Raw genomic sequence first — 21,492 nt, 5'->3', positions numbered from 1 at the left:
GAACCTAGAGACCCAGGTCCGGCACCGGCAGTTTGAAGACATCCTTCAAAGCGTGCTTCGCGGCGTGCATCCCGGGCATGCCCGTGACCCCGGGACCCGGCGGTGTCGACGACGAACACAGGTAGACGCCCAGCAGCGGCGTCCGCCACGGGACCGGCGACACCACCGGCTTCTGGACAAGGCCACGGACGTCCATGATGCCGGCGCTGAAATCGCCGCCAATGTAGTTCCGGTTGTACTCGGCCAACTCCGCTGCGGTGATGGCGTGTGATTCCACCACCAGGTCGCGGAAGCCCGGGGCGAACCGTTCCAGCTGGGCCGCAACCTGGCTGGTCATGTCCTTTGTGGAGCCGGAAGGAACATGGCAGTACGTCCACAGTGTGTGCCGGCCTGCCGGGGCGCGGCCGGGGTCGAAGCGGGACGGTTGGGCCACGAGCACATAGGGCCGTTCAGGGTGCCGTCCGGCACTGACCTCGTTCTCCGAGCGTGCCAGCTCGGCCCGCGTACCGCCCACGTGCACGGTGCCGGCGTCGGAAAGTCCACTGGCCTGCCATGGCACGGGGCCGGACAGGATGAAGTCAACCTTGCAGGAGCCATTGCCGTAGCGGAAGCCCTCCAGGGCCCTCCGGTAGCGTCCGGGAAGTGAGGGCCCTGCCATGTCCAGCAACCCCTTTGGTGCCACGTCCAGCAAGGTGGCACGGGTGGCAGGAAGCTGCTCCAGCCGGTCTATGGGGGTTCCGGTGTGGATGACACCCCCGTGGGCGCGGATGTCGTCCGCTAGTGCTGCCGCGATGGAGGCGGAACCGCCGCGCGGGATGGGCCATCCGCCGGCGTGCCCCAGGGCGCCGAGCATCAGCCCGGCTCCCGAGGCTGCCAGGGACGGCAAATGGGAGACGGCGTGGGCGGCTACCCCGCTCAGGAGTGCGGGCGCCAGTTCCTCCCGGAACCGAAGGTTCCACAGCCCGGTCCCCTGTTCCAGGGTCCGCAGTCCGTAGACGCCGGCCACCAGCGGGTTCCGGGGGATCCGGAGGAGCTGGTTTTGGGTGAAGTCCATGACGTCGTCAATATGGCGGACCAACGGTTCCATGAGCCGCCGGTACGCGGGCCCGTCCTGGCCCAGTCCCTCGACCGTCCGGTCCATCGATTTGTAGGCCAGGGCTGCCCGGCCACCTTCCAGCGGTGAACCGAAGGACACGTCCGGGGTGATGAGGTCCACCCTGCGGGGCAGCTCGAATGCCCGGAAGAACGGGGAGGCCAGGGCCATTGGATGCACTGCGGAGCAGACATCGTGGAAATGCCCGGGCTGCATCAACTCCGTGGTCCGCGTTCCGCCGCCAATCTTTGCTGCGGCCTCAAAGACCTCCACAGAAAGTCCGGCCCGTGCCATGACCGCAGCTGCCGAGAGTCCGTTCGGGCCCGAGCCCACTACCGCCACGTCAGGCACGGGCCCCCTCCTTCGAAGTGTGGAATGAGGCCGGGCGCAGTAGCTTAAGCCGGATCCGGTCCGGTGCGTTGGCGAACGGCCCCCCGTGCGGATCGTCGAGATGGTGCCGGCGGATGGGATCGTAGGTGGGGTCGTAGATATCCCACACGACGCGTGCCATCAGGTACGCCACCGCGGCCATGTGCGCGGCGACGGCCAGGACGTAGTAGGGCATGTCCAGGTTGTGCTGGGAGGAACCTGCGCTGGTCACCTGTCCAAGGTACATCCAGATCGCAGCCCAATGCAGGGCTTCGATACCCTGCCAGACCAGGAAGTCGCGCCACCGCGGCCTTGCCAGGGCCAGCAGCGGAATGAGCCACACCACATATTGGGGCGAATAGACCTTGCCGGTGAGGATGAAGGCCGCGACGATCAGGAACACCAGCTGCGCCAGGCGGGGGCGGCGGCGGGCGGTCAGGGCAACAGCGGCGATGCCCGCACAGGCCACAGCAAACAACGTGGCGGACAGGACGTTAACCCCGACGGCGCCAATCCCCGACCAGCCCAGTCGGTCCGCCACCAGGTTGTAGGCAAACCAGGCTGAACTGTAGCCGGCGCCCCGGTCTGCGCTGTACTGGAAGAAATAGGCCCACCCGGCAGGATTGGCGGCGGCAAAGGGGAGATTGACCAGGACCCACGCGGCGGCTGCGCTGCCCCCGGTCACCAGCAACGGGCGCCACCGTCCGGTGCGCACGGCAAGCAGCAGAATGGCGCCCAGCACCAGGAGCGGATACAGCTTGGTGGCGGTTGCGAGGCCGATCATGACCCCGGCGGGAACAAGCTGCTGCCGGGCGAAAAAGTACATTCCAAGTGCCAGCAGGAACGCAGCCCACAGATCCCAGTTGATGGTTCCGGCCAGGATGATCCCCGGCGCCACGGCCACCATGGCGGCATCCCAGGGCCTGCGGCCGGGCATGCGGGCAATCACCAGCACGGTGGCCATGGCCACCGCCGCGAGCAGCACGGCGTTGATGTCGAAGTAGGCCAGGGCCCGCGCACTTGCCTCGCCGCCGGGCACCAGCCACGCCGTCACCCCCGCTATCAAGCCGAGGAGCACCGGGTATTCGAACTGGCTGCCGGTGCCCAGGATGGGAAAGACTCCCGCCGCCATGCCGCGGTTCCGGAACAGTTCGGGGAAATCCGAGTAGCAGGTGGCATAGAACTGCGTGGGAGTTTCCCAGCCGTTGACCCTGCAATACCCTTTCAGCAGGATCCCCGCCAGGGCTGCCAGCGCCGTGAGGACAATGAGAACACGTTCCACCGAATAGATGACGGGGGAGACCACGCCGGGATCCGACCTGGTCCCCAGCGGGCCGCCGATCACCTCGGTGAATTTTTGCAGCAGGGCATCACTGCGGCTGGGCACCACGATTCGGGGCCGTCGTTTACCGTCCGGCGCCTGGGTCTCGTGCATGGCATCGAGCTTACAGCCGGCCCCGTCCCGCGGGATCGGGGCCGGCAGTCAGCGCAGGCCGCCCATCTGCTGGTGCATGAGCACGAAAACGTCGTTCCTGTGCTGCTCCAGCAGGGCAGTGTTCAGGGAACTGCGGCGCTGCAGGGGACGGGACAGGAGCCCCATGATTATTCGCATCAAGGGAGCCACCTCCTTTCTTCGGAAATAGGGCGCAAAAGCGCATGGGAAATTAGCGCCGTATTTCTGCGCGCAAAAGCGGCGCGAATTAGGGCGCAAAAAATCAATTGGAGGGGATTAGCGGGAATTGCGCGCAAAGAGCACAATTTCGGCACTGAGCACCGTGAGCCAAGCGCGGAGCACGGCCCCGGGAAAGAGTTCCGACGAACGCGGGATTATGCGGCTGCGCAGCGGGTGCCGGGGCAGCAGCATCCGGAAAGCCAGCCGGAAACTCAGCTTGGAAGCCGCGCGGCCCTTCCAGGGCACATTCCCGGCCTGGGCCGTGCGGAGCGGGTGTCCGGGAAGCCGGCGCCTGTTAGCGGCGCCGCAGCAGGCCCGGGAGGGCCGCCGCCCGGCGGTAGCCGGAGTTGACCGAAGCCACGCATGCGTCATCAGCAAAGGCCGGGAATGCATTGATGGGGGCATTCCATTCGCCAGTCAAAGTCATCATTATCCCAACCTCCTTTTCTGCTGTCCGCTGCGTGGGGTGCAATGCGGTCAAGGACCCGGGGAGATCACCCGTGGGGTCAGGAATAAAGGTACCGCAGGATTCCATGGAAGACCAGCAATTCCGGGGAAAAGGCGGAAACTTTTTGAATAAAGAGGTTTAAAGGCCCCAGCGCACAATAGCGGGGGTCTTTTTATCCCAGCCAAGCGTGCAGACTTTCGCCGTGCCAAGAATGAAATGCCGGCCCTCCGTCGGCGGCAATTCCAGCCAGCGCGCCGTGAGGATACGGGAGAAGTGTCCATGCGCCACGATCAGCACGTTGTCCATCCCGGATTCCAGGATCCGGCCGATGATCTTGTCCGCCCTGGCGGCCACCTCGTCGAGTGTCTCCCCGTTGGGCACGCCATGCGTCCAGATCAGGTAGTCGGGATTGTCCTTGCGGATGAGGTCTGAACTGATCCCCTCGTAGTCTCCGTAGTTCCATTCAACGGCGAGTGGTTCATGCCGGGCATCGGGGAAGCCGGCGAGTTCGGCCGTCCGCCGAGCGCGCCGAAGTGGGGATGTGAGCACCAGGTCAAAGTCGACGCCGTCCAGTACCTTGCGGGCCTCCACGGCCTGCTGCTCGCCTTCCACCGTCAGCGGGAGGTCCGTGAGGCCCGTGTACTGCCCGCTCTTGGACCATTCGGTTTCGCCGTGGCGGAGGATCCAGAGCTGGGGGCGCGGGGCAAAGGCGGGGTTGGTCACTTGGACTCCTCAACGGGTGAAGGTTCGACGACGGCGGGAGGGGCTTCGGCCCCGGATGCGGCAGGTGCGGATTCAGGCTGTTCGTCCCACCACCGGAGGAGGCGCGCCTCAGCTTCTTCGGTGGGCAGTGGTCCGTGTTCCATCCGTTCATTCAGGAGGAACTTGTAGGCGCGGCCCACCACAGGCCCCGGTTTGATGTCCAGCAGGGCCATGATCCGGGCTCCGTCGAGGTCCGGGCGCACCGCGTCCAGGGACTCCTGTTCGCGGAGGGCTGCAATCCTGGCCTCGAGGTCGTCATAGGCGAAGGCCAAACGCTCGGCTTTGCGCTGGTTCCGCGTGGTGACGTCGGAGCGGGTCAGGCGGTGCAGCCGCTCCAGCAGCGGGCCGGCGTCGGTCACATACCGGCGGACGGCGGAATCGCTCCAGCCCGCATCGCCGTAGCCGTAGAAGCGCATATGGAGCTCCACCAGCCGTGCAACGGCCTTAATGGTGTCATTGTCGAACCGCAGCGCCTTCATCCTCTTGCTGGTGAGCTTGGCACCCACCATGTCGTGGTGGCGGAAGCTCACCGCGCCGCCCGCTTCGAAGCGGCGCGTCGCCGGCTTTCCGACGTCGTGCATCAATGCTGCGAAACGCAGCACGAAGTCCGGGCCGGGCACGGGCCCCTCCGCGTCGGTTTCAAGCTCTGCTGCCTGTTCCAGTACCTGGAGGGAGTGCTGGTAGACGTCCTTGTGCCGGTGGTGCTCATCGGATTCGAGCCGGAGGGCGGAGACCTCGGGCAGCACATGCTCGGCCAGTCCGGTGTCCACCAGGAGGTCAATCCCCACGCGTGGCCGGGCTCCGCAGACCAGTTTGACCAGTTCGTCCCGGACGCGCTCGGCGGAAATGATTTTGATCCGGTCCGCCATGCCCGTCATGGCCTCCCGGACGTCGCCGGAGACCGAAACTCCCAGCTGCGCGGCGAACCGGGCGGCCCGCATCATCCGGAGGGGGTCATCGGAGAAGGACGCTTCGGGCGCGCCGGGAGTGTTCAGCACGGAGGCGTGGAGGTCGCGGACGCCGCCGAAGGGGTCCACCAGTTCCATGGAGGGCAGCTTCAAGGCCATGGCGTTAATGGTGAAGTCGCGGCGCAGCAGGTCGTCGGTCAAGGAGGAGCCGAACGCCACCACGGGCTTGCGGGAGTCGGGATCGTACGCCTCGGCCCGGTACGTGGTGATCTCGATCTGGAAGCCGGCCTTGCGCATGCCGATGGTGCCGAAGGCGCGACCGATCTCCCAGAAGTTGTCTGCCCACTTCTTGATCAGCGCCACGGTCTGGTCCGGGGTGGCGTCGGTGGTGAAGTCCAGGTCGGGGGAGGTCCGGCCAAGGAACAGGTCGCGCACGGGACCGCCCACCAGGGACAACTCGTGGCCGGCGTCCACGAAGCGCTGCCCGAGCTCCAGGACCACCGGGTCCACCTTGAAGTCGACAGTGTGGGAATCAATCTTGTGATGTGCGTGCGACATAGTTCCTTAAGCTTGGCAGAAACCAGCGCCGCGGCAGTCCAAAAAAGCGTCACGATCCGCGCGGATTGAGGTTCCCTGCCGGAAAGTGCGTCATATCCCGTCCATGTTGGTGTCATGTTCCGGTCATCACCGGAGGGCAACAGTCGTTAGAGTGGACTCCATGGCCCATCCAGTACCGAGCGCTCCCGGCAGGAGGACGAACGCACCATTGCCGTCGGCAATCGGGGCGCACGTTGCCCCTGCCCAGCAATCGGCACCGGCGTCCCTGCCCACGGTGGAGGAAGTCTCGGCCGGCGGCGTTGTGGTGGATACCTCCGACGCCGAATTGAGGGTTGCGATCATCGCCCGCCTTAACAGGGGTGGCCGCCTGGAGTGGTGCCTGCCCAAGGGGCATCCGGAGGGCAAGGAAAACAACGAAGAGGCCGCAGTCCGGGAAATCGCCGAGGAAACCGGCATCGAGGGCATGATCCTGGCGCCGCTTGGCAGCATCGACTACTGGTTCACCGTCAGCGGCCACCGGGTCCACAAGACCGTGCACCATTACCTCCTGCGTGCCACCGGCGGCGAACTCACCATCGAGAACGATCCCGACCAGGAAGCCGTGGATGTGGCGTGGGTGCCCATCCAGGAACTTGCGCGGAAGCTGTCCTTCCCCAACGAACGCCGCATCGCCGACCTCGCCCGCGAGGTCCTGCCCGGGCACCTCTAAGCCCGGACGCCGCCGTCGCCATTGCGGTGTTAAGTGCCGGTGGGTGAGACGATGAAGTCGATGTCAGCTACCAACTTTCCTTCAGACCGGTCCGGCCGGCCCGATGACGCCGCACCCGACGGAGTGCCCCCGGAGCCGGCGGCTCCGGACATAGCCCAGCCTGCAGCTGGCGGCGCCAGTGAGACCCGTTCCAGCGCCATCATGGCGGCCGGCACCCTCGTCTCGCGTTTCCTGGGCTTCGGCAAGACCTGGATGCTCGGTACCGCCCTGGGCCTGGGCTCAACGGTCAATGACACGTTCATCAACGCCAACAACCTGCCCAACCTGATCTTCCTCCTGGTGGCCGGCGGCGTGTTCAACGCCGTACTGGTCCCGCAGATCATCAAGGCCAGCAAAGCCCCGGACAGGGGAGCGGACTACATCAGCCGGCTGCTGACGCTGGCGGTCCTGCTCCTGCTCGGCCTGACGGCCCTGGTCACCCTGGCAGCGCCGGGCGTGATCGAGCTGACCACGCAGGGCTATTCACCTCAGCAAAAAGCGCTGGCCGTGGCCTTTGCGTTCTGGTGCCTGCCGCAGATCTTCTTCTACGGCCTCTATGCCCTGCTCACCCAGGTCCTGAACGCCAACGGCGCCTTTGGGCCCGCCATGTGGGCCCCCATCCTGAACAACCTGGTGGCCATCGCCGGCCTGGGCATGTTCATCTGGATCTTCGGCACCAACGAAATCAACCCCCACACGCTGGACAACTGGGGCCCCACCCAAACGCTCCTGGTGGCCGGGTTCTCCACCATCGGCGTACTCTCCCAGACCGCCATCCTGCTGGTCCCGGTCTTCCGGCTCAAGCTCGGCCTCCGCCCCCGCTTCGGGTGGCGGGGCGTGGGACTGGGCCACGCAGCCAGGCTGAGCGTATGGACGCTGCTGACGGCCGCCGTCGGGCAGCTTGCCTTCCTGTACGTCATGCGCATCGCCACCATCCCCGGCGCCGAACGCATCCGGCTGCAGCAGGCGGGGGCCCCCTCCGCCGAGACCCTTCCCGGCAACGCAGTCCTTGAAGTGGCCAGCCAGCTGTACCTGCTGCCGCATTCGATCATCGCGCTGTCCCTGGCCACGGTGCTCTTCAACCGCATGACCAGGGCGTCCCAGGACGGCAACCGCGCGGAACTGCGCGATGCCCTCTCGCACGGCCTGCGGACCATGGCCGTGGCCACCGTCTTCGGCGCCCTGGCGCTGTTTGCCCTGGCCGGCCCGCTGGGCATGTTCTTCTCCGGTGGCTCGCGGCAGGACGGCGTCATGCTGGCCCAGACGCTCACCATCCTGGCCCTCAGCACCCCGTTCATGAGTGCCAACTTCATGATGTCCCGCGTGTTCTACGCCAACGAGGACGCCCGCACACCGTTCTACGTCCAGCTGCTGCTCGCGGTGGTGTACGTGGCCGGCGCTTTTGCCATCCAGTTCCTGCCGGTGGGCCAGATCATCTATGCCATCGCCGTCCTCTACATGGTGGGCAACATCCTCTCCGTGGTCATCAGCGCGTTCTTCCTGCGGCGCATGCTGGGGCACCTGGACGGCCCGCGGATCGCCAACTCATACATCCGGATGGGGTACGCGGCCCTTGGCTCGGCCATCGCCGGCGCCGGCGCCCTGTGGCTCATGGGCAGCTACAACCCGGACGGTTTCGCGTGGCAGAACCGGCTCACCGCGCTGGTCACCGTTGTTGTGGTGGGTCCGGTCATGCTGGTGGTGTATTTCTTCCTGCTCAAGCTGTTCCGGGTCTCGGAGCTCAGCGACATGCTCCGGCCGCTGCTGGGCAGGTTTGGCCGCGGAGGCCAGGCCGCTGCTCCGGAAGCAGGGGACACGCCCTCGCCCGCTCCCGTTGAACGTGCGGAGGAGGGGGAGCGCAGCCACCGCCCCGAGCGCGCCACCACGTCCGTTGATACCGGCCTTATCCCACGGATTTCAGGCGAGTTCGACGCCGTCTCCTTCCGCGCCGGCCCGGATCCGGAGCGCGGTGCCCGGCGGCAGGAAACGTACGACGACGGCGCGCGGCAAGGTGCCGAAGAGGCCTACCTGCCGGGTGAGGACCAGCCGGGCACTGCCCGGGGCGGCCTGCTCAGGGAGCAGATCCCGCTTCCGGGCCGCCGCACGTACCAGGGCAAGGCCGGCGAGAACCCGTATTTCAAGACCCGGCGCAAGCGGAAAAAGTGAGTCCCATCCGGTCCCGCGGACGTCTTCTCCACGGCTGTTTGGGGCGGATCGGCTAGGATCGAACAGGTACAGGGGTAGTTGCATTCGCGGTTTTGCCCTGCGCGGCACCCGAACTGCGGTGGCGTCATCAGGCCGGCAATCCCGGACAGTCTAGGAGGAACACGTGTCCAACCCGATCGATGTCGGATCAGTACTGGGCGGCCGCTACAAGGTCACCGCCACAGTGTTGGCCTCGCACGACCACGATCTGGTGCTGGACGGTGTGGACCAGGTCCTCAACCGCCCCGTCAGTATCCTGGTGGCCGGACCGGAGAACACCGAACAGGTTGCGCAGAGTGCCCGCGAAGTCGCCACGGGCGAACGTCCCGGCACCGTGCAGGTGCTGGACCTTGGCGTCACCGAGGACGCCACCTACCTCATCACCAACCACACGTCCGCCGCAGACCTGCTGGACCTGGCGGTAACGCCCAACCCGCCCTATGTGGAACCGTTCTTCACGGACACCCTGGGCAGTGAAATCTTTGGCCAGCCTCGGTCGCACGAGCCCGAGCCGTACGACGAGGAAGACCACGTCGACGCCGGATACATCAACTACGCCGATACGCACCCCAGCCAGGTTGATCCTTACCGGTCCGCTCCGGCCGTACCGCCCAGGCCTGCTGCCCGTCCCGCCGCCCAGCAGCCCGCCGCGCCCGGCCGGACCGGCGCAGCTGGTGCAGGTGCTGGTTTCGGTTCTGGTGCTGCAGGTGCGGCCGCTGGTGCTGCCGCTGCTGGTGCGGCGGCGAAAGCCGGAGGCGGAGCCTCCCGGATCGATCCGGACGCCACTGCCGCGCAGCCTGTCGCCCCTCATGACGCATCACTGCAGGCGCGCACTGGTTCCGCGGATGCAGATACGGGCCCCAATGATACGGCTGCCGCAAGCACACCCCAGCCGCGGGTCCAGCCCTCCCAGGACCGCGCGCATAAGGTTTCCCTGTGGTCTGATGACGACTACGCGCAGGCAGGGGACAAGGAACACTACGACGACACCCACGAAGACCCTCAGGAACAGCGTCCGGCGACGGGCAAGCCAGCCCTCTTCGCGCGTGCGGCGGCACCCGCTGCCGCCGGTGTGGCCTTCGCTGACCGTGCTGATGACGACGATGACCGTGATGAGCACGAAAACCAGCCCCGTTCCATGCGCTGGTTGGTTGGCGGCCTCCTGGCCGTCGTACTGATCGCCGGACTGATCTTCGCCGTGACCAACCTCGGCAGTCTCTTCAGCTCACCGCAGGCCAAGCCGACGGCCGCCCCGGCAACCACCAACTCCCAGGCGTCAGCACCTGCAACCCAGGCAGCACCGTCTGCCCCGCCCGCGGTTCCACCGGCCATTGAGAGTGTCAGCCGACAGGGAAACTTCGACTTCGCCGCAACCTTCGATCGCGATCTGATCAAGGCCTACGACGGTAACGCCGCCAGCTACTGGTCCGACATGGAGTTTGCGACCGAAAACTGGGGTGGCCTGGCGCCGCAGGGCGTTCCCCTTGTGGTGAAGCTCAAGGGCACCGCGACTGTCTCTTCCATCACGCTCTCGCAGCTTGGAGGGTCCGGCGGCAACATCACCGTTTATACCAATGACCAGCCCTCCATGGACGGAGCCAAGGCAGTGGGGACCAACAGCTTCACGTCCACAGACCTGAATATGCCGCTCCCGGAACCGGTCCAGGCACAGTACGTGATTGTCTCCATCAATTCACTCCCCAAGCTGGCAGCTCCCAAGACCCGGTATGGCTACGGTCTCCGGTTGGCTGAAATCAAGGTCCAGTAGCACACGTCCCACGAGCAAGGGGCCGGAGTACGCGTCGTTACCGCCCTGCATATTACTGCCGCTATTACTGCTGCCGCCCGGGCAGTCGCGGAGGGAATGTAGTCTGGAAAAAGCGCCCTGCGACGGCTGGTCTCCCTTCTTCCCGGATGGTTTACCTTGCCCGGGCGATGGAATATTCAGCACGCGCGCACAGTTGTGCCATGTGGCCGGCCTCCACCGGGAGGCGAGTCGAACAAGGAAGAGGTTCACGCTCCAGTGACCATCGAAGAGAAGACGGCGTCCGACGTTCGCGACGTCATCATTGTGGGCTCAGGCCCGGCAGGTTATACGGCAGCCGTCTATACAGCCAGGGCGAACCTCAAGCCTCTGCTGCTGGCAGGATCTGTGACGGCCGGCGGCGAGTTGATGAACACCACTGACGTGGAAAACTATCCGGGCTTTCCCGACGGGATCATGGGGCCGGACCTCATGGAGAACTTCGAGAAGCAGGCAGCGCGCTTCGGGACCGAGATCCAGTTTGAGGACGTCACGGCTTTGGAGCTCGAGGGTCCCGTCAAGACGGTGACCATCGCCACGGGGGAGACCTTCAAGGCTAAAGCGGTCATTCTCTCCACCGGTTCTGCCTACAGGGAGCTGGGTCTCCCCAACGAGAAGCGCCTGTCAGGACACGGCGTCAGCTGGTGCGCAACCTGCGATGGTTTCTTTTTCAAGGACCAGGACATCGCTGTCATCGGCGGCGGTGATTCGGCAATGGAGGAGGCCTTGTTCCTCACCAAGTTCGCGAAATCGATAACGGTTGCTCATCGCCGTGATTCACTGAAGGCCTCCAAGATTATGGCGGACCGTGCACTCGCCCACGAGAAGATCAAGTTCGTATGGAACAGCACCGTGGATGACGTGCTGGGAACCGCCAAAGTGAGTGGTCTTCGGTTGAAGAACCTGTTGGACGGTTCCTTGTCGGAGCTTGAAGTCACCGGTGTCTTCGTCGCTATCGGCAATGATCCTCGTACCGACCTCGTCAAAGATGTCCTCGAGTTGACCCCCGAGGGAACCATCGCCGTGGACGGTCGCAGCTCCAGGACCAGTGTCCCCGGCGTATTCGCTGCCGGCGATGTTGTGGACCCCACGTACCGCCAGGCCATCACCGCCTCCGGTTCCGGCTGCGTGGCGGCAATCGACGTCGAACACTACCTCGCAGACCTGCCGGCATAATCTGCGCCCATTGATATCCGAAGAGAAAGATAAGGTTATGAGCAACGCTAAAGATGTAACTGACGCAAGTTTCGGCACCGACGTCCTGTCCGCAGAGAAGCCGGTAATCGTGGATTTCTGGGCTGAGTGGTGCGGCCCCTGCCGCAAGCTCGGCCCCATCCTGGACGAAATCTCAGTCGAGTACAGCGAAAAGGTTGACGTCGTCAAGGTCAATGTTGATGACAACCCTGCCATTGCCGCCGAATATGGAATCACGTCCATCCCTGCCGTGTACCTGTTCCAGGGCGGCGAAGTGAAGAGCACTGTCATCGGCGCCAAGCCGAAGCAGTTCTTTGAGAAGGAATTCTCTGACGTTCTTTCATAACTGCCTGTTTCACTCAAACTTAGGGAGTTACCCGTAGGAGAATGGCCACCGCCTAACAGCGGTGGCCATTTTCGTGGGTGCATCTCGACTGCTGGTCTTGCTCCATGTTTCACGTGAAACTCTGCGTGGAACTACCTCCCTATCCTTTCGGCCATTCGGCTTCCCAGGTCGGAAACGATACGCAGACAGTTGGCCACCTAATCTCAGCGCCCGCACTGTTCCCGATGCATCAATTGAACGGTGCTGGCGGCGGCAGCTCACGCGCGGCACTCAGAACCGAGCAAAGGACAAGGGTACCTCCAATTCCTGGGCTGGATCCCCAATGCACCCTTGCAACTTGCGCACCGACAGATACTTCGCCCCGCCGGCAGTGAAAATAGGCCTCTCGTCCTACTCGGGGAACACCTTCATTTCTGACCGTGGTTTCACGTGAAACATCGGCATGCAGCGCGGATCCCGTTCACGTGGCCAGTGTGGAACATATCCAGTTAGCTCGCGCTGCTCAGTGCGGCCAATCAAAAGCCCCGCGGTTGGGAGCGTTCACTCAATCGAGATCGACGTTCGATCACGCCGCTTCGTGGGATCTACGAGTGTCGCCATTTGCACGCAAGGAGTGGAACGATAGGGACGATTTCGACACCGAGCGGGGTACGCTGTACTCCACCCGGCCGGAAACCTTACGGATGAGGATGAGTCGCACCAGTGCAGCTCGTGCGCTCCTCCGCCAAGGGCCCTGGTAGACACTGTGTCCTTCACATAACGATCCCTTCGAGTTGCAAGGCAAGCATTGGCGCCAAATGTACCGAAGGGCAGGGGTACACCTAGTAGGCAAGCCAATTTGTACTGATGGCCCTCTATCAAGGCTTCATCGCCACCGCACGTTCACCACGTCAGCATGGGGACGGGTGTACGCAACTGGTCGACCAGACGCCAGCGTGTGGACGGCCGAACTTGGCTGGTCGATCAAAACATCAGCGCGTGGGCGGCTGGACCTAGCTGGCCGATCACAGCACCAGCGCGTGGATGGCTGGACCTAGCTGGCCGATCACAGCACCGGCGCGTGGATGGCTGGACGTAGCATGTCCACTGCTGGCGACGTGAACATACTGGCCATCGGTTCTCATGATTGAACTGGATGCTGACCCAGGAGTGATTTCCGACCGGTACCAACTCCCAAGGGGCCTTGGCGCGCAGGCTTTATCGCAGACGAGGCTGGGAGGGGGGGAGGCTAAACCAGCGGGAGCCCCAATGGAGACCAGCATCCATAGGGAGGACAAGCTTGGCTCGGACCATCTGCGCCCGTCGGCACATGCGCGCGGCGACACGCGATTATGGACCTGTTTCACGTGAAACATCTGTGGTGTCAACGTGGGTCACAAAGACTCGCGACACGAGCTATGCAAGCGCCGGCCATTTTGTGCCCCACCCTCTAGCAGCATTCCACCGGGGTCTCGGTGACGACAGTTCCTAGCTGCTTACTCTAGGGAAGGAAAGATTGACCTCTGCGGAACTGGATGTGCGGCTGCCAAACGCATGCCTCGGCCTCACAATGACGGAAGGGCTTCAGTCTTCGGCTCCTAAGGACCAACTGGGAGAAGCGAGTAAGAGATGTGCGACGGACTGAGAACGATGATGCGGGCCCCTGCCTGGTCAGGTGTTTACGCCTCAGAGCCCACGGGGGAGAGCAAACCGCGGGCCGCGCCACGCATCTGAAAGGATGGTGAAGTCCCTATCGGGATTGCTTGGTCTGTAGGGGCGCCCAGTTCCTGTCCGTTCAAGCTAGGTTCACACTCCTCCAGGTAACGACAAGAGCGTCGCCGCATGGGACAGGGCGGAAACACGTCTCTGCTGTGAGCCTGCTGACCAGTCCCTAGAACATGGGCCGTCCAAGACACAGCGGCTTTGTCCACATCGTTATCCACAGACGCGATCAACGTTATCCACATCGTTTTCCACAGCGTCTGAGGCGTCCTGCAGTTGGCCCCAGCGCCTACGGCGCGTTCAGGGGTCGCGGCGCATCCGCCGTTGGACCCCGTGGAACCAAGCGGGTTGAGCGAATAGCCCAATCAGGGCGCCCATTTCCCGGGGCGCGCGTCCGCAAGACAACCTTGAGCGGGCACTTTCCAAGGCTTAGACAGTTGGTGCGACGGGTGTAGCTGTTTCACGTGAAACGGTCGACAAGGGCTGGCACATAGGTCCCTGCGCGAGCGAGGCGGAAGTGCTCGAGGCAGCGCAGGTGCAGGGGCGCTGGGAGGGGGATCGGGCCGACTACGCGCGCCATTGTCCACAGAGATATCCACAGGGATATCCACTGATGAGATTAGACACAGATACCGCCCTTGGTGCTCGACCGCCGATCAGCGTGACGCATTTGCTAAGCCCCCGAGGCGTACCAGCGGGACGACCGCATCGAACCTAGGAGCACCAGCCGACACCAAGCGAGGCTCTGGGGTCAAGGCGTCGAGCAGCCCAGCCGCGCTCATCGAACGGCAACGCAAGCCGACTGGCTCTCCGTCTGCATGGATAGCCCGCTCACTGCATAGAATCGAACTCCGCTGACCTCCATGCGCGGCGAGGCTGCACAGTGGGCTGGCAGCCGGAATGGGCAACAATAGGGCGGGCCATCCCGGCGCCCGAATGCCTGGCAATCGTCGCTGCGCGGGAAGTTCATAAGGACCAACAGCACGACCGGACTCCTTGATGGACTACCTGGGTGGTCAGCGACTGCACGATCTTCGAAACCAGCAAGCCGTTGGATGCCGTTTCACGTGAAACGCTAACCGTAATTTCGACGATGTCGATGTCCACCGCTGGGTCGATGGCACGGTGAGAAACCCTGTCGAGGGCTCAGGACACAGCGGAACTGGTAGTCCCAGTTTTGAGCCTGTCACTTTCCGCATTCAGGGATAGATCAAGTACAAGCTCGCCTCCCGGCCGCAGTTTCACGTGAAACATTGATGGATCCTTCAGTTCGCTAGTGCGCGCACAGGTCGACGATCATCGCCAGCCAAAAGACGGCACCCTTGATTTCGACAATGTGCGGAAGCGTTTGTTGGGGCCAGAGCCAGAGTCAGAACAATATCAGCATCGAATCCTGCCGTTCAACAATCGAGGCAGAAAAGCCAGGGGACTACTTGTAGCCCCGAGATGGCTGGATCATAGAGAGCTGTGTCGTCTGCTAATCAGGTGGGATGGTGTGGACCGAAACTCATTCGTCCTTACCCTATGGAGGGCTGCTCGATGCCAATAGAAGAAGCCATCCCCGGGGCCGACCCGATGCACGGACGCTATCCGCATAGACACTCCACAGAGCCTTCCTGCACGTGCGTTCTCGGGCGACAACCTCATGAGCCGCTACTTGCGGCTACGGTTAGTAGACAGATCGTAGGAGCATCTAGACGCCACGGATGCGACATGCAGGCTCACAAGCAGCAGCTGCCGGACAGGCCGAAGCTGACGAATCCACAAAGCACACTGGCCACATAGACAACATACTGTTCTCGCCGGCCAGTACACCCGGTCACGTGGAAAGCCAATCCATTCTCGCTACCATTTGCATATTGAGGCCAATTGGCCCCGCACACTGATGGCCTGGCTGGTTTCACGTGAAACACCGATTCCCAGTCCGCGATGCATTGGCACGCGGCAACAAGTGTCGAAGGGCGCCTGCTGGCAGCAGGAGTGCCGCAGGAGGCCGCACAAGCAGCCTTCTTGCCCGGAAGAACAGCGCGGGGACTGAAAGTAGAGGATTGTTAGGACAAAAAAGGCCCGATTCGCGGCGAATCGGGCCTTCTCGCAGCTGAATCAGTTCGTCGAACCAGGGGCAAGTACATCCATGATTCGGTTCAAATCCTCAACGCTGGCAAACTCAATGCTGACTTTGCCCTTCCTGACACCAAGGGAAATCTTGACGTTGGTATCAAGGCGGTCGGAGAGCGACGATGCGAGATAGTCCAGACGCTCATGCCGTGCACCGGGCCGCGGAATGTTGCTCTTCGCTGGCTTGGCAGGATCCTGATAAAGAGTCACTGCCTCCTCCGTGGCGCGGACAGACATTCCTTCGGCAACGATCTTCTGCGCAAGACGCTCCATGGCGGCAGCATCGGGAAGGGACAACAGAGCCCGGGCGTGGCCTGCGGACAGCACACCGGCAGCAACACGCCGCTGCACCAGCGGGGGGAGCTTCAACAGTCGAAGCGTGTTCGACACCTGGGGACGGGAACGCCCGATGCGGTCCGCCAACTGCTCGTGGGTGGTCCCGAAGTCCTCCAGGAGCTGCTGGTAAGCAGCAGCCTCTTCGAGGGGATTCAGCTGGCTGCGGTGGAGGTTCTCGAGCAGTGCATCCCGGAGGAGATCGTCATCCGTCGTGTCGCGGATAATGGCAGGGATGGTGTCCAGCCCCGCTGCCTGCACGGCGCGCCACCGGCGTTCACCCATGACAAGCTCGTACGGCTCACTATCGTTTTCGGTTGATGTCCGAACAACAATTGGCTGGAGGACACCGATCTCACGCACAGAGTGGACGAGCTCAGCCATGTCGTCTTCATCAAAGACATTCCGGGGCTGTTTGCGGTTCGGATGGATGTCGGACACCGGGATCTCCGCGAACCGCGCACCGGGAACTTCCACCAGCTCAACACCGGAGTCCGCCCGTGTGTCCACAGTGGCGGTCCTGGCCGGCTCTATGCTGTCCACGGCAGTACCCTCCGTCACCTCGGGGGCAGCCGCTGCTTCCACGACAGGGGAGGGTTCAGGCTTCTCATTCGAGCCCGCAGAAGCCTTCCTGGCAGGAGTCTTCTTCGTCGGAGTCTCATCAGCTGCACGAGCGGACTTCCTAGCGTTACTACTCTTGTCAGGATCCGTCTTGGCAGAAGTTGCCTTGGCAGCAGACGGCCGCGCCCCAAGGGTAGCGGCGTCCTTGTCACCTACCGTGGCGTTGTCAGCTGCAGGTTGTTCCAAAGGCTCGGTCTTCTTCCGGCCCTCCGGAAAGAACAGATCCACAGGTCGGGAAACCGCGCCACCGTTGCCGGCCCCATTGGTTGCGGCGGAACTCGGAATCAGCGCGCCAAGACCGCGGCCTAGGCCCCGTCGCTTCTCGCTCATGGGTAAATCCCTCCAGTGGTAGAGCCCCGGACCCGCCAGGCTCCGTGCGTTGCGGTATTGAAGATTTTAGCGTTCGGCTATTTCGGCAGCGGCTTCCAGGTAGGACAGTGCACCACTCGAGGACGGATCGTAGGTCATGACCGTTTGCTGGTAGCTGGGGGCCTCTGAAATGCGCACCGACCGCGGCACCACAGCCGAGAGAACCTGATCGGGGAAGTGTTGCCGTACCTCCGCTGCGACTTGTGCCGCAAGGTTGGTGCGGCCGTCATACATCGTCAGAAGGATGGTGGAAACAACGAGGTCCGCATTGAGGTGCTTCTGGATCATCTCGATGTTCTTGAGGAGCTGGCTCAGGCCTTCCAAGGCGTAGTACTCGCACTGGATGGGGATCAGTACTTCACTGGCTGCGCAGAAAGCATTGACTGTCAGCAGACCCAGGCTGGGCGGGCAGTCAATGAACACGTAGTCCAGGCGCTCTTCACCGTTCTTCTCGCGGGTCTTCGCGTAGACATCAATGGCGCGGCGCAACCGCTGTTCCCGGGCCACGAGCGACACCAGTTCGATCTCGGCACCTGCAAGGTGGATGGTGGCCGGGGCGCAGATGAGCTTGCCGATGTCCGGGCAGGGGGCAACAACATCGGCCAGCGGTACGTCATTGATCAAAACATCGTAGATGCTGTCCACATCGGCATGGTGTTCGATGCCCAACGCGGTGGAAGCGTTGCCCTGCGGGTCGATATCGATAACCAGGACGTTCAGTCCAGCCGCCGCCAAAGCCGCGGCAATGTTCACGGTAGTGGTGGTCTTGCCGACGCCACCCTTTTGATTTGAAACAGTGAAGATCCGGGTCTTTTCGGGCCGGGGCAGTTGGCGGCCCATCAGTCGTTCACGGCGTTTCGTTTCGTGGGCAAGCTCGCGCGCGATGGGACTTGAGTCATCAATGGCATCAATAACGTTCGAACGTCCACCCGAGGTTGTTTCACGTGAAACTGCACCGCTCGAAGGCGCTGAACCAACCGCCTTAGGGTGATTTCCACCCCGAGCGGGAGCCATAGCGGTGCCCGCCAACCCCGACCCAGCGACAGAACGTGCCGACCCCAAAGACACAAACGGTGGGATCCGTTGTGCGGAGGCTTCACTACTGGTCACTGGGGCACACTCACTCTCGTTCAGCCAATTTTGCTGCCGTTGTCTAGCCTAACCGCTCCGGCCTGCTGACAGCCGTCAGCAGGCCCGCATTAGGACTTCTTTTGGGACTTGTTCACCACGATGCGGACCACCGTGGTGGGCTCCTCCAGGAGATGGTCGCCGACGGTCAGCACGGAGGTCTCGACACCACCCAGTTTGCGGATGGTCTTGGCCGCCTTTTCGATCTCCTCGCCCGCACTCCGGCCCTTGATAGCCACCACTTCACCGTGGCCCCCAAGAAGCGGGATGGTCAGGCCGGCAAGGTTGGTCAACGCGGATACGGCCCGGGCCGTCACCACGTCGGCCTCCACCTGCCCTACCGCCAGCTCAGCCCGCGTGCGCATCACCGTGACATTGTCCAGGCCGAGGTCATCGACCACTTCCTGGAGCCAGATCACGCGGCGCTCCAACGGTTCAATGAGCGTGAGCTCAAGGTCGGGACGGGCGATGGCAAGGCAAAGCCCCGGCAGTCCGGCGCCGCTTCCGACGTCGGCAACGTGGCTTCCCTGGGCAATCTCGCTTTCGATGACAGCACAATTGAGCACGTGGCGGCTCCACAGGCGTGGAACCTCGCGCGGCCCAATCAGGCCGCGCTCCGTCCCGGACGTGGCCAGGTGCTCCACGTAGCGCTTGGCCAGTTCCAGGCGGTCGCCGAAGATCTTCTCAGCAGCGCGAAGCTCTGCTGCCGTGATGTCAACCATGGTTATCGGGTCAGCATTCTCTAGTCTGCGGAAACAACAATGTGGCGTCCGGCGCCTTCGCCCTCGGACTCACTCACGAGGCCGAGGTCGGCCACGGCGTCGTGCACGATCTTGCGTTCGTAAGCGCTCATCGGTTCCAGCGCCACAGACTTGCCGGTTTCCTTGACAGACGCTGCCGCATCTTCGGCGATCTTCTGCAAATGGCCGGTGCGTTCCTGCCGATAGCCATTAATGTCCAGGACAAGCCGGGAACGGTTCTCCGTGGCGGACAGGACAGCCAGCCGGGTGAGCTCCTGGAGGGCCTCGAGGACCTCACCGTCTTCGCCAACCAGGCCTTCAAGCCCTTCGGATTCCTCTTCGGCAACAATGGAGATGTACGTCCGGCCGTTGCGGACCTCAATGTCGATGTCGCCATCGATGTCGGCGATGTCCAGCAGTTCCTCCAGGTAGTCTGCGGCCACGTCCCCCTCTTCCTCGAGGCGGCTGGCGGCAGAGCCCTTGGGGGACGAAGCATCCTGGTTCACGGACTCGTCCTGATCTTCGATCTCTTCAGAGAAGGCGTGCTCGGTGCTTTCGGCTGACATTACTTCTTCTTCCTGTTCTTGCGCTGGGGCTGGACGCGCTGTCCCTTGATCTCAACTGCGGAGGAGCCGGCGGCGTCGACTGCATCATCCCGCTTGCCGGTGAGGACGGACAAGGCCGGCAGGCCCTTGGCGGCACGGCGCTCGGCGAGGGCCTTGGCTGCGGGGGATCCCGGCGTCGGCATGCGGCGGATCACGAAGAACTGCTGGCCCATGGTCCAGAGGTTGGTGGTGGTCCAGTAGATGAGGACACCGATGGGGAAGTTGATGCCGCCCACGCCAAAGACAAGCGGCAGGATATACAGCATCATTTTCTGCTGGCGCATGAACGGGCTGGCCATGGCCTCTTCAGACATGTTCTTGGCCATGATCTGCTTCTGCGTGATGAACTGCGAGGCGGTCATAGCCAGGATCATCACGATCGAAAGGATCCACACAGCAACCTGGTTGCCGCCGCCGCCATGCAACAGGGATGCTGAGAGTGGGGCGCCGAAAATGCTGGATTCATCGAACTGCACCACCTGCTCGTGGCTCATGGCACCGATGCCTGCACCAGTCTGGCGCGCTGCAGTGATGCCTGACAACACCTGGAACAGGGCGAAGAAGAACGGCATCTGGATCAGCATGGGAAGGCAGGCCGAGAACGGGTTGGTCCCGTGCTTCTTGTACATGGCCATCTGTTCCTGGGCCATGGCCTGTCGGGACAGCTGGTCGGTCTTGCCCTTGTACTTGTCCTGGAGCTTCTTCAGGTCGGGCTGCAGGAGCTGCATGCCGCGCTGCGCCTTGATCTGCTTCACGAATACCGGAATCAGGGCTGCACGGATCACCAGCACCAGTCCGATGATGGACAAAGTCCAGGTCCAGCCGTTCGCAGCAGGCATCCCGATGGCGCTCAGGCCATCGTGGAATCCGATCATGATGATGGAAACCAGCCACTTGAACGGGGCCATGATTGTTCCAAAGAAGTCCATACTTATCCCTATTCGTCAGGCCGCACTGCGGCCTTCTTCATCAGTCAGAGCAACCAGGTACCGGTCCGGATTGTTCAGCACAACAATTGTGGGGGTCTGGCCTGCTGGCCATTCCCTGCGGCCGGCGGGGACGTGGTCCACTCCGCCGGCGTTCCATGGATGGCAGTGGCCAAGGCGCCGGGCCGCGAGCCAGCTCCCCTTGCCGGCGCCATGGACGGTGACCGCTTCAAGGGCATAGGCCGAGCATGAAGGGAAGAACCGACAGACCTGCCCGTACAAGGGAGAAACCACCTTGCGGTAGGCCATCAGCAGAACGATGAGAATGTTCCGGGGCAGGTTCCAGAGGAAGCTGCCGACGGCGGCGGCCAGGCTGCGGAAAAGGGCGACGACGGCGGTGGCGTTAGGCACGCGTTGTCCCCTCCTGTGTTGTACCGGCCGAACTTGTCGCGGCAGCCCGTGGAGGGCGGCCAGCCAGCCGGTTCAGCGTAGATTCCAGTGCAGCGTTGTAGTCCGACAGCAGCTGGTCCCAACTGGCCGACGCGGACGCCGGAAGCGCCCGAACCACGATAGCCAGTCCCGTACGGTGCTCGCGCAACGAGGCAGCAGCTGCTTCTCTCAGTCTCCTCTTAACGAGGTTCCTGACCACAGCGTTCCCTACACTCTTGGAAACAATGAACCCGATCCGGCTAGGTTCGTCGGCAGCAATGGCTGCCGCATATAACACTACGTTCCGGCGCCCATTGCGGACACCGGAACGTACAGTTGTTAAAAAATCGGTTGAGGTCCTCAAGCGGTTGCGGGCGGCCAGCACCTTAAACTCGCAAAGGGATGTCTACCGACA

18 protein-coding genes are annotated in these 21,492 nt (G+C 63.2%); 5 read left to right on the top strand and 13 right to left on the bottom strand.

Going from position 1 to position 21,492, the window contains the following annotated elements; genetic code table 11:
- Positions 1-4 precede the first annotated feature (4 nt).
- The 6 genes from QFZ60_RS20585 to QFZ60_RS20560 form a co-directional block, all read right to left on the bottom strand.
- Positions 5-1,444, bottom strand: a complete 1,440-nt coding sequence (locus QFZ60_RS20585) for an NAD(P)/FAD-dependent oxidoreductase (protein ID WP_307092884.1) — start codon at positions 1,442-1,444, stop codon at positions 5-7.
- Positions 1,437-2,897, bottom strand: coding sequence for a glycosyltransferase family 87 protein (locus tag QFZ60_RS20580; protein ID WP_307092883.1), 1,461 nt, complete (start codon positions 2,895-2,897; stop codon positions 1,437-1,439). The genes QFZ60_RS20585 and QFZ60_RS20580 overlap by 8 nt, the downstream gene beginning before the upstream one ends.
- A gap of 48 nt (positions 2,898-2,945) precedes the next feature.
- On the bottom strand, positions 2,946-3,074 hold the full coding sequence (locus QFZ60_RS20575) for a hypothetical protein (protein WP_268815551.1): 129 nt from the start codon (positions 3,072-3,074) through the stop codon (positions 2,946-2,948).
- Positions 3,075-3,429: 355 nt separating this feature from the next.
- Positions 3,430-3,564, bottom strand: a complete 135-nt coding sequence (locus tag QFZ60_RS20570; protein WP_268815552.1) for a hypothetical protein — start codon at positions 3,562-3,564, stop codon at positions 3,430-3,432.
- Between the two features lie 156 nt (positions 3,565-3,720).
- Positions 3,721-4,305 carry a histidine phosphatase family protein gene (locus tag QFZ60_RS20565; protein WP_018769863.1) on the bottom strand — a complete coding sequence of 195 codons (585 nt, stop codon included), beginning with the start codon at positions 4,303-4,305 and terminating at the stop codon, positions 3,721-3,723.
- The gene (locus tag QFZ60_RS20560; RefSeq protein ID WP_307092881.1) at positions 4,302-5,810 is read right to left on the bottom strand and encodes a CCA tRNA nucleotidyltransferase; all 1,509 of its coding nucleotides are present in this window, start codon (positions 5,808-5,810) and stop codon (positions 4,302-4,304) included. The genes QFZ60_RS20565 and QFZ60_RS20560 overlap by 4 nt, the downstream gene beginning before the upstream one ends.
- A 208-nt stretch (positions 5,811-6,018) precedes the next feature.
- Here QFZ60_RS20560 and QFZ60_RS20555 point away from each other — a divergent pair, with 208 nt between their 5' ends.
- From QFZ60_RS20555 to trxA, 5 genes are all read left to right on the top strand, one after another.
- Positions 6,019-6,519, top strand: a complete 501-nt coding sequence (locus QFZ60_RS20555) for an NUDIX hydrolase (RefSeq protein ID WP_307093413.1) — start codon at positions 6,019-6,021, stop codon at positions 6,517-6,519.
- 60 nt (positions 6,520-6,579) lie between these two features.
- Positions 6,580-8,724, top strand: a complete 2,145-nt coding sequence (murJ, locus tag QFZ60_RS20550; RefSeq protein ID WP_307092880.1) for a murein biosynthesis integral membrane protein MurJ — start codon at positions 6,580-6,582, stop codon at positions 8,722-8,724.
- 163 nt (positions 8,725-8,887) lie between these two features.
- Complete coding sequence (locus QFZ60_RS20545; protein WP_307092879.1) at positions 8,888-10,531, top strand: ABC transporter substrate-binding protein; 1,644 nt, start codon at positions 8,888-8,890, stop codon at positions 10,529-10,531.
- Between the two features lie 255 nt (positions 10,532-10,786).
- On the top strand, positions 10,787-11,743 hold the full coding sequence (gene trxB, locus QFZ60_RS20540; RefSeq protein WP_307092878.1) for a thioredoxin-disulfide reductase: 957 nt from the start codon (positions 10,787-10,789) through the stop codon (positions 11,741-11,743).
- A 37-nt stretch (positions 11,744-11,780) separates the two neighbouring features.
- The gene (trxA, locus tag QFZ60_RS20535; protein ID WP_056335985.1) at positions 11,781-12,107 is read left to right on the top strand and encodes a thioredoxin; all 327 of its coding nucleotides are present in this window, start codon (positions 11,781-11,783) and stop codon (positions 12,105-12,107) included.
- 3,804 nt (positions 12,108-15,911) lie between these two features.
- On the opposite strand, the gene QFZ60_RS20530 is transcribed toward trxA, so the two are convergent.
- From QFZ60_RS20530 to rnpA, 7 genes are all read right to left on the bottom strand, one after another.
- The gene (locus tag QFZ60_RS20530) at positions 15,912-17,210 is read right to left on the bottom strand and encodes a ParB/RepB/Spo0J family partition protein (RefSeq protein WP_307092876.1); all 1,299 of its coding nucleotides are present in this window, start codon (positions 17,208-17,210) and stop codon (positions 15,912-15,914) included.
- Positions 17,211-17,276: 66 nt separating this feature from the next.
- Positions 17,277-18,359: a ParA family protein gene (locus QFZ60_RS20525; protein ID WP_307092874.1), complete on the bottom strand. Its 1,083-nt coding sequence runs from the start codon at positions 18,357-18,359 to the stop codon at positions 17,277-17,279.
- Positions 18,360-18,448: 89 nt separating this feature from the next.
- Positions 18,449-19,099: a 16S rRNA (guanine(527)-N(7))-methyltransferase RsmG gene (gene rsmG, locus QFZ60_RS20520; RefSeq protein ID WP_142118631.1), complete on the bottom strand. Its 651-nt coding sequence runs from the start codon at positions 19,097-19,099 to the stop codon at positions 18,449-18,451.
- Between the two features lie 20 nt (positions 19,100-19,119).
- On the bottom strand, positions 19,120-19,683 hold the full coding sequence (locus QFZ60_RS20515; RefSeq protein ID WP_307092873.1) for a R3H domain-containing nucleic acid-binding protein: 564 nt from the start codon (positions 19,681-19,683) through the stop codon (positions 19,120-19,122).
- Positions 19,683-20,651, bottom strand: a complete 969-nt coding sequence (gene yidC, locus QFZ60_RS20510; protein WP_142118635.1) for a membrane protein insertase YidC — start codon at positions 20,649-20,651, stop codon at positions 19,683-19,685. The genes QFZ60_RS20515 and yidC overlap by 1 nt, the downstream gene beginning before the upstream one ends.
- Positions 20,652-20,666: 15 nt before the next feature.
- Entirely contained in the window at positions 20,667-21,059 is a 393-nt protein-coding gene (yidD, locus tag QFZ60_RS20505; protein WP_307092869.1) for a membrane protein insertion efficiency factor YidD, read from the bottom strand.
- Positions 21,052-21,462 carry a ribonuclease P protein component gene (rnpA, locus tag QFZ60_RS20500; RefSeq protein ID WP_307092868.1) on the bottom strand — a complete coding sequence of 137 codons (411 nt, stop codon included), beginning with the start codon at positions 21,460-21,462 and terminating at the stop codon, positions 21,052-21,054. The genes yidD and rnpA overlap by 8 nt, the downstream gene beginning before the upstream one ends.
- Between the last annotated feature and the right edge of the window lie 30 nt (positions 21,463-21,492).

The organism is Arthrobacter sp. B2I5 (assembly GCF_030816735.1).
In the GTDB taxonomy this organism is placed as follows: domain Bacteria; phylum Actinomycetota; class Actinomycetes; order Actinomycetales; family Micrococcaceae; genus Arthrobacter.
Note: the sequence above shows the minus strand (reverse complement) of the source record. Positions and strands in the feature narration are given on the sequence as shown.

Bases quoted from the DNA above. Each gene is read 5' to 3' on its own strand.
- yidC (WP_142118635.1), bottom strand. From the start codon at position 20,651: ATGGACTTCTTTGGAACAATCATGGCCCCGTTCAAGTGGCTGGTTTCC.
- murJ (WP_307092880.1), top strand. From the start codon at position 6,580: ATGTCAGCTACCAACTTTCCTTCAGACCGGTCCGGCCGGCCCGATGAC.
- QFZ60_RS20580 (WP_307092883.1), bottom strand. From the start codon at position 2,897: ATGCACGAGACCCAGGCGCCGGACGGTAAACGACGGCCCCGAATCGTG.
- rsmG (WP_142118631.1), bottom strand. From the start codon at position 19,099: ATGGTTGACATCACGGCAGCAGAGCTTCGCGCTGCTGAGAAGATCTTC.
- QFZ60_RS20515 (WP_307092873.1), bottom strand. From the start codon at position 19,683: ATGTCAGCCGAAAGCACCGAGCACGCCTTCTCTGAAGAGATCGAAGAT.
- QFZ60_RS20570 (WP_268815552.1), bottom strand. From the start codon at position 3,564: ATGATGACTTTGACTGGCGAATGGAATGCCCCCATCAATGCATTCCCG.
- QFZ60_RS20560 (WP_307092881.1), bottom strand. From the start codon at position 5,810: ATGTCGCACGCACATCACAAGATTGATTCCCACACTGTCGACTTCAAG.
- QFZ60_RS20530 (WP_307092876.1), bottom strand. From the start codon at position 17,210: ATGAGCGAGAAGCGACGGGGCCTAGGCCGCGGTCTTGGCGCGCTGATT.
- trxA (WP_056335985.1), top strand. From the start codon at position 11,781: ATGAGCAACGCTAAAGATGTAACTGACGCAAGTTTCGGCACCGACGTC.
- QFZ60_RS20575 (WP_268815551.1), bottom strand. From the start codon at position 3,074: ATGCGAATAATCATGGGGCTCCTGTCCCGTCCCCTGCAGCGCCGCAGT.